The organism is Rhodococcus sp. YH1 (genome assembly GCF_009939605.1).
GTDB classification, from domain to species: Bacteria; Actinomycetota; Actinomycetes; order Mycobacteriales; family Mycobacteriaceae; genus Rhodococcus; species Rhodococcus aetherivorans.
Genome location: NZ_WVTE01000119.1, coordinates 1 through 7049, shown reverse-complemented (window position 1 = coordinate 7049; position 7049 = coordinate 1). Strand labels below are relative to the sequence as shown.

The 7049-nt window shown below is 72.9% G+C and carries 7 protein-coding genes and 1 tRNA gene; 3 read left to right on the top strand and 5 right to left on the bottom strand.

Annotation, left to right across the window (positions count from 1 at the left end):
• Both AIIKEEIJ_RS11095 and AIIKEEIJ_RS11090 read right to left on the bottom strand, forming a co-directional pair.
• Nucleotides 1–1379 (bottom strand): ABC transporter substrate-binding protein (locus tag AIIKEEIJ_RS11095; RefSeq protein WP_161995649.1); only part of this gene is annotated, 1379 nt, incomplete at its 3' end.
• A gap of 154 nt (nucleotides 1380–1533) precedes the next feature.
• Entirely contained in the window at nucleotides 1534–2148 is a 615-nt protein-coding gene (locus AIIKEEIJ_RS11090; RefSeq protein ID WP_006941125.1) for an ANTAR domain-containing response regulator, read from the bottom strand.
• Nucleotides 2149–2259: 111 nt separating this feature from the next.
• On the opposite strand from AIIKEEIJ_RS11090, the gene AIIKEEIJ_RS11085 reads away from it, so the two are divergent.
• A tRNA-Leu gene (locus tag AIIKEEIJ_RS11085) sits at nucleotides 2260–2333 on the top strand.
• Nucleotides 2334–2535: 202 nt separating this feature from the next.
• Nucleotides 2536–3318 (top strand): hypothetical protein, encoded by a 783-nt coding sequence (locus tag AIIKEEIJ_RS11080; protein ID WP_029544013.1) that lies wholly within the window; start codon nucleotides 2536–2538, stop codon nucleotides 3316–3318.
• 4 nt (nucleotides 3319–3322) lie between these two features.
• On the opposite strand, the gene AIIKEEIJ_RS11075 is transcribed toward AIIKEEIJ_RS11080, so the two are convergent.
• Nucleotides 3323–3643, bottom strand: a complete 321-nt coding sequence (locus AIIKEEIJ_RS11075; RefSeq protein ID WP_006941121.1) for a hypothetical protein — start codon at nucleotides 3641–3643, stop codon at nucleotides 3323–3325.
• A gap of 52 nt (nucleotides 3644–3695) precedes the next feature.
• On the opposite strand from AIIKEEIJ_RS11075, the gene AIIKEEIJ_RS33655 reads away from it, so the two are divergent.
• Entirely contained in the window at nucleotides 3696–3827 is a 132-nt protein-coding gene (locus AIIKEEIJ_RS33655; RefSeq protein ID WP_256997108.1) for a hypothetical protein, read from the top strand.
• 14 nt (nucleotides 3828–3841) lie between these two features.
• Here AIIKEEIJ_RS33655 and AIIKEEIJ_RS11070 read toward each other — a convergent pair whose 3' ends face one another.
• The gene (locus AIIKEEIJ_RS11070; protein WP_006941117.1) at nucleotides 3842–4225 is read right to left on the bottom strand and encodes a hypothetical protein; all 384 of its coding nucleotides are present in this window, start codon (nucleotides 4223–4225) and stop codon (nucleotides 3842–3844) included.
• Between the two features lie 137 nt (nucleotides 4226–4362).
• Nucleotides 4363–7049, bottom strand: a 2687-nt coding sequence (locus AIIKEEIJ_RS11065; protein WP_238406306.1) for a cation-translocating P-type ATPase, incomplete at its 5' end; no start/stop codon positions are given.

Here is a 7049-nt window from a genome sequence, read left to right as displayed (position 1 = left end):
GGTGGCGGTCCGCGACGACGACCCGATCGACGTGTCTGCCGCGCCCGCGTGGGGGCTTCACCGACCACGATGTAGTCCTCGGTGGTGAGCCTGTTGTCCGGCCCGAACACCAGGTGCCCGTAGGACCCGATGCCGGGCTCGCCGGCGTCGGTGAAGTTGAGCCGGCCGGTGACACCGTCGTAGTCGATGTCCTGGCCCCCGCGCAGCAGATCCAGGCACTGCTGGTAGCTGGTGCACGTCGTGCCGTCCTTGGTGACGCTGTTGATGTTCGCGGCGATGTCCACCCCGGCGGTGGAGCCGGCCTGTTCCGCGGCGAGCGCCGAGATCACCACGGCGTCGTACGATTCGCCGGCATAGTTGAAGTCGATCAGCGCGGGATCGATGACCTTGAGCCGATTCTGGAAGTCCGGGCCGACGTCCGTGAGCGGAGTGGTGCCGCGCATCGTGTCGACCAGCCCGGGCGCGACGGCCTCACCGAGGGCGTTGCCCATGTTTCCGTCCACGCCGTAGACGAGCATGCCGTCGGACGGCCCGATACCCACCTCGTGCATGCGGGTGAGGATCTTCGCGGACTCCTCGAACCCGATGATCGCCACGGCGTCGGGGCCGAAGTTCTTGATCTGGTCGACCTCGGCGTTGAACGACTGCGCGTTGGGGTCGTAGATGATCTTCTGGACCTGGTCCTCCGGCACGCCGGCCTCGACGAGGTTGTTCTGGGTGTTGGTGGCCAGGCCGGTGCCGTACGGGTCGTTGAGCGCGATGATCGACACCCGCTGGGCACCGTCGTCCGAGATCAGCTGCGCCAGGGCCTGCGCCTGCAGCACGTCGGTGGGGGCGGTGCGGAAGTACAGCCCCTTGTCGGGATAGCAGACGAACTGGTCGGAGGTGTTCGCCGGCGAGAACATCACCACCCCGGCGCTGGCGATCTTGTCGAGCACCTTCAGCGACACCGACGACGAGGCCGCCCCCACGATCACCTGCGTTCCCGCCGCGAGTTCCCGGTCCACCGTGGAGTTCGCGGTGTCGGTCGTGGTGTCGCCCGAGTCGCCGGTGATCAGCTCCACCGGCTGGCTCAGCACACCGCCGGCGGCGTTCACGTCGTCCACCGCGAGCCGCACCGCCGCCACCTCCGGGGGCCCGAGGAAGGCGAGGCTGCCGGTCTCGGGAAGCAGGGTGCCGATCTTCAGCGGGGTCGTCACCGGCGTGGCACCGGCGGTCGCCTGCGCGGGTTCGCAGTCGGTGGTCACGGTCGTCGCGGACGCCGCGCTGTCACCGGAACCGCCCGCGGCGGAATCGTCGCTGTCCGAGCTACAACCCGCGAGGGCGAGAGACGCTGCTCCGAACACCGCAGCGGCGCGGACGAAGGTCCGTCTGGCCATCCAACTCTCCTTCGATCGGCATGCACACCGTCCCGGATGCGTCACCGGGACGTGGCCAGAAACCTATCCGCCCCGCGCCGTCCGTGAACCCGGGCGAAATCCTTGTGACGCGACCGTTATCGAAGAATTAACGCCGGGGTGACGGGGAGCTCCGTCATCCCGCCGCGGCACCACCCAGCGTCTCGATGACCACCTCGGCGACGTGCTTCATCGTGGTGCGCCGATCCATTGCCGCCCGCTGGATCCAGCGGAACGCCTCCGGCTCCGTCATCGCATGCTTGTCCATGAGCAGGCCCTTGGCTCGGTCGACGAGCTTGCGGGTCTCGAACCGCTCGGTCAGCCCCGCCACCTCGCGCTCGAGTTCACGGATCTCCGCGAACCGGCTCGCCGCCACTTCGATGGCTGGAACGAGATCGGACTTGGAGAACGGCTTGACGAGATACGCCATGGCGCCGGCGTCCCGGGCACGTTCGACAAGTTCGCGCTGACTGAACGCCGTGAGGATGACCACAGGCGCGATGCGGCGGGCGGCGATCTCCGAGGCGGCGTCGATGCCGTCGCGCCGGGGCATCTTCACGTCCATGATGACCAGGTCGGGCTTCAGCTCCTCCGCCAGCTCGACCGCCCGCTGCCCGTCGCCGGCCTCACCGACGACCTCGTAGCCTTCCTCGCGGAGCATCTCCACCAGATCGAGCCTGATCAGCGCCTCGTCCTCGGCCACTACGACGCGCCGCGGCTGAGCGGGATTCTCGTGCGGGGCGGCTGTCATCGTCGGCCATCTCCTGTCGCTCGGGCGGCCCCCGCGGAGGGGGGTGGAACGTTAGAAGGGTACCGGTGGTCGACGGCAGTTACCGATCTTCTACAGTGGTCTCCGCACGACGCCCCCGTATCCCAATTGGCAGAGGAAACGGATTCAAAACCCGTACAGTGTCAGTTCGAGTCTGACCGGGGGCACCCACAGTGCGCCGCCTCATCGGAGCGGCGCCCCGAGCGACCCGCGGGCCCCCACCCCGTCGCCATCTCGACCGGTGCGCCGCGCCGACGTCCGGGAACGCTGGTAAGGTGCCGATTTCGGTTGCGCCGGCCGGTGTTCCGGTCGGGACCACCGCCGACCGTTCCCGGGCCCTGCGGAACGCGGATCGAGATCGGAGAAGGCATGGGACGCGCCCTTCCCGTCGTGGCGGCCTGCGCGGCTGCGCTGCTCGCCCCGGCTCCGGGTGCGGCCGCGCACGTGCCGGACGATCGGATCGTGCTGCGCCCGGGCGACGGCATCACCTTCACCGCCGCCGATCCCGCGCCGGGTTGGTGCTCGGTCGCCGCGGTCGGCCACGACCGCGCAGGGCGGCTCGTCGCCATCACCGCCGGCCACTGCCGGCAGACCGGCTCGGCCGCCGTGTGGAAGGCCGGCGAGCAGAGCCGCGGGCCTGTCGGCACCGAGACCTCCGTCCACAGCCCCGGGTCGGTGGACTGGCTCGGAATACCGACCGACGCGGTGCCGGACTATGCGGTGCTCCAGCTCGACGAGACGAGGGTACGCGGCTCGAACACCTCGGCGCCGGACGCCGACGGCGAGGTCGTGGTGCTCGAGTCGATCGGCTCGCTGCCGGACGGCGACCAGGACATCGGCAGGCACTGCGCGGCCGGGCACACGACCGGGATCGCGTGCGGGCCCGCCCCGCTCGTCGACACGCTGGACGTCGCCGGCACCCGCGACGTGCTGGTGAACCCGAACTCGGTCAACTCGTGGCTCGTGATGCAGCAGGGCGACTCCGGCGGCCCGCTGGCCCGCACCGACACCCACGAGTGGCTCGGCCTCGCGGTCGGATACCGGCCGAACGACGTGCGCTTCGCGGTGTACCAGCGGGCCGACCGGATCATCGAGGACCTGGACGCCCGGGGCGGGATCGGCGCGGGATTCACGCTCGTGTGCACCCCGTGACGAGTCAGGTCGTCGCCTCCGCGGACGTCGTCGCCGTGCCTGCGCCGGCGGCGGTCGGCGTCCCGGGGCGGTGCATCGAGGCCGCGGCACCGCGGTGGTTGTGCTCGGTAACCACCACCTGGCCCGCGGCGATGGCCACCGCCACCGGCCACTCGATCAGATCCAGCGCTACCAGCGCCGCCAGCCCGGCGAAGTAGGCGAGCTGGTCGGGCCGTGGGATCCCGACTCGGCCGACGAGGGGCAGGTGCACGGCGAAGCGTTCGGCGTCGCGGGCGAGCCGCGCCATCGTTCGGTGGGATTCCCAGAAGGACTGTTCGTCGGCCATTCTTTCCTCGCTCGTCAACTTCGGTTCACCTGACGTCCCTACCGTCGGGGGCATGTCGAACCCGATGGCCGCCGTGGGCCCGGATGCGGTGGTCGGCGCCGTGGTCCGGCTGCTCACTCCCCCGCTGTGCGAGCTGTACGCCGTGTTGATGCGCGCCGGCGTGGTGGTCGTGGTCGACGACTGACACCACCGGCCGAACTAGCTCGTCGCCACGGGGGGAGTCTTCCGTGCCGGCTGCGCCGTCGGTGCGGGTGCGGTGACCGCCCCGGGGGCGGCGGCGGTCGCGCCGGGACGCACCGGGCCGGGGCGGGGCGCGAGGAGCCGGACGGCGAGCGCGCCTCCGCCGACGGCGACGACGACCGGCCATTCCACGAGCCCGGTGAGCCCGAGCGCCGCGAGGGTCAGCGCCGCCGCCGGGGTGGAGCCGGAGCCGCTGCTCACACCGGAGCGGGCGCCGTCGAGCGCACCGCGCACGCTGCCGACGAGCCCGCCGACAGCGGCGCCGCCGACGGCTCCCGCGGCGCTGGTGGTGGCGTACGCGGTGCGGGTGACCAGGTGGCCGGTGGTGTCCAGTAGCTGCATGGCACGTCCTGCTCTGCTTTGGTCGCCAGCGTGCGCGGGGTCTCGGCGGGACGGTGGCGCGGGGGTCTGCGGCGAGCTCGGCGCCTCGAGGAGCCGTCGTTCCCGGGGCACGGCGGCCGTGACGGTCGGACTCGCCCCTACTGTAGTCCCGATGTCGGCGAGAGCCGAGCGGTCGGCGCCGACGTTTTCCCGGAAGCGCCACCGGCATCCCGGGACTCGAGCACCGATGTCACCACCTCCCCGATCGCCGGCAGCCGGAGCGCGGCGGTCGGTGCGACGGCGGCGGCCACGGTGGCCGCCACAGCGCACCCGAGTGCCTGCGTCCATCCGACCGGACCGACCGGCACGCAGCCCAGCAGCCCGCTGACCCCCGGCGTGCTGATCAGTGCGGCCATGGCGGCGAGCGAGCCGAGGACGGTGGCGACGACGAGGGGGCTGCGGGACTCGAGCAGTGTCTGCCCGAGCTGAGCGCCGACGAGCGCGACGAGCGCCACGGTCGACGCGCGCGGGTTCGAGCCCGTGACCCTGGCCATCGCCCACGCCGCGGTGGCCGCGGCCGCGGTCGTGGCGCCGCGGGCGGCCATGGCGTGCAGCAGCACGGACTCGTCGGGCCGGGGCGCGGGGCCGGAGCCGTCGGTGCGGGGGGTGCTGACGGCGAGGGCCGCCGCGGGCAGCGCGTCGGTGAGCATGTTCACCAGCAGCAGCTGGCGGGCATTGAGCGGCGAGCGGCCGGTGATCAGGCTACCGAGCAGCGCGAAGGCGACCTCGCCCGCGTTGCCGCCGAGCAGGACCGACACGGCGGCCTGGACTCGCTGCCACAGCACGCGGCCCTCGTCGAGCGCGTCGAGCAGGCCCGCGACGCGGCCCTCGAGCAGCACGACGTCGGCCGCGCCGCGCGCGGGGTCGCTGCCGCGGGAGGCCACGCCGATGCCGACGCTCGCGGCCCGGATCGCGGCGGCGTCGTTGGCGCCGTCACCGACCATGGCGCACACGTGTCCGGTGTGCTCGAGGGCCTGCACGATCTGCACCTTGTGCTCGGGGGACATCCGGGCGAAGACGAGGCGCTCCTCCACGGCTCGTTCCCGTTCGGTGTGCGAGAGTCCGTCCCATTCGGCACCGCTGAGCACCTGATCCGCCGTGACGGGCAGGCCCAGTTCGCCGGCGATCGCGACGGCGGTCACCGGATGGTCGCCGGTGACGAGCCGGACGGCGACGCCCTGCTCGAGCAGCGCGGGCAGCAGTCCGGCCGCGTCGGCCCGCGGTGTGTCGGACAGCCCGATGAGGCCGACGTGCCGCAGCCCGTTTCCGGACAGCTCCGCGAGGGCGTCGGGATCGTCTGCCGCCCCAGCGGTTTCGGCATCGGTCAGGTCGCGCTGTCCCACGGCGATGACCCGCAGTCCGTCGGCGGCCAGGGCGTGCACCCGCTCGCGGACGTCGGGATGGTCGTCGCCGTAGGCGCCGAGCATCATCTCCGGCGCACCCTTGACCGCGAGGTGGTTTCCGGCGATCGCAGCCGCGTAGGCCCGGCCGGACCGGAACGGCAGGTGGGCCGTCCGTTCGGCGGCCCGGTCCGCGACGGCGGCGGCGTGCGCGGACTCGACGATCGCGACGTCGGTGGCGTGCTCGGGTGGTCCCCCGTTTGCCGGAATGCCGGTGCGGGCGGCGCAGGCCAGCACGTCCTCCCGGGTGAAGCCGGGGGCGGGTTCGACCGCCGCGACCCGCAGGCGGTTCTCGCTGAGTGTGCCCGTCTTGTCGAAGCAGACGACGTCGACCCGGCTGAGGGCCTCGATCGAGCGGGGCGCCCGCACGAGGGTCGAGCGCTTGGTGAGCCGGCGGGCGGACGCGACCTGCGCGAGGGTGGCCACGAGCGTCAGCCCTTCCGGCACGGCCGCGACGGTGACCGCGACCCCGCTGGTCACCGCCGCGCGGACCCCGGTGCCGCGGAGCAGGCCCAGCGCGGCGACGAGGACGCCGCCGCCGAGGCTGACGGGCAGCGCCCGGCGGGTGAGGGTGCTCAGCCGTGCCTGCAGGCCCACCTCCCGGACCCGCGCGGGCGCCATCGCGGTGGCGCGACGGGTCTCGGTGGCCCCGCCCACCGCCGTCACGACCGTCACCGCGGTGCCGGTGAGCACGGTGGTGCCCGCGTAGAGCATGCAGGCGCGTTCGGCCAGCGGGGCCCCCGGCGTCGAGTCGCTCTGCTTGACGACCGGGAGCGACTCCCCGGTCAGTGCCGACTCGTCGACCTCGACCCCGTCGGCGTGGAGGATGCGCCCGTCCGCGGGCACGACCTCGCCGGGACGGACCTCGACGACGTGCCCGGGACGCAGCCGGGCCGCGGGGACTCCGACGTATCGCCTGCCGCCGCGTGGTCCGGCGACGCGGCGCGCGGGCGGATCCTGCACCGCCAGAAGCCTTTTCAGAAGTCGCTCGGCACGCAGGCGCTGGGCGGCCGAGATCGCGGCGTTGAGCAGCAACACCGATCCCACGAGCACGGCGTCGAGCGGCGAACCGAGCACCGCACTCGCCGCGGAGCCGGTGGCGAGGACGGGGGTCAGCGGGTCGGACAGCTCGGTGCGTACCGCACGGGTGAAGTCGACGGCGGAGCCGACCGGGCGGGTGCCGACCCGCCGCACCACCCGCACCGCCCGCGTGCGGGTCCGCACCCGCCAGCCGGAATCCTCCGCGGGCAAGAACAACTCGGCCGCGGCCTTCGGCAGGCCGGGCACGCTGTTCTCGAACACCCACCGGTAGTACTCGTCGACGGTGACCTTCTGCCCGGGCCGGTAGGGGGATTCGAAGAACTTGCGGATGCCGAGGCTGCCGT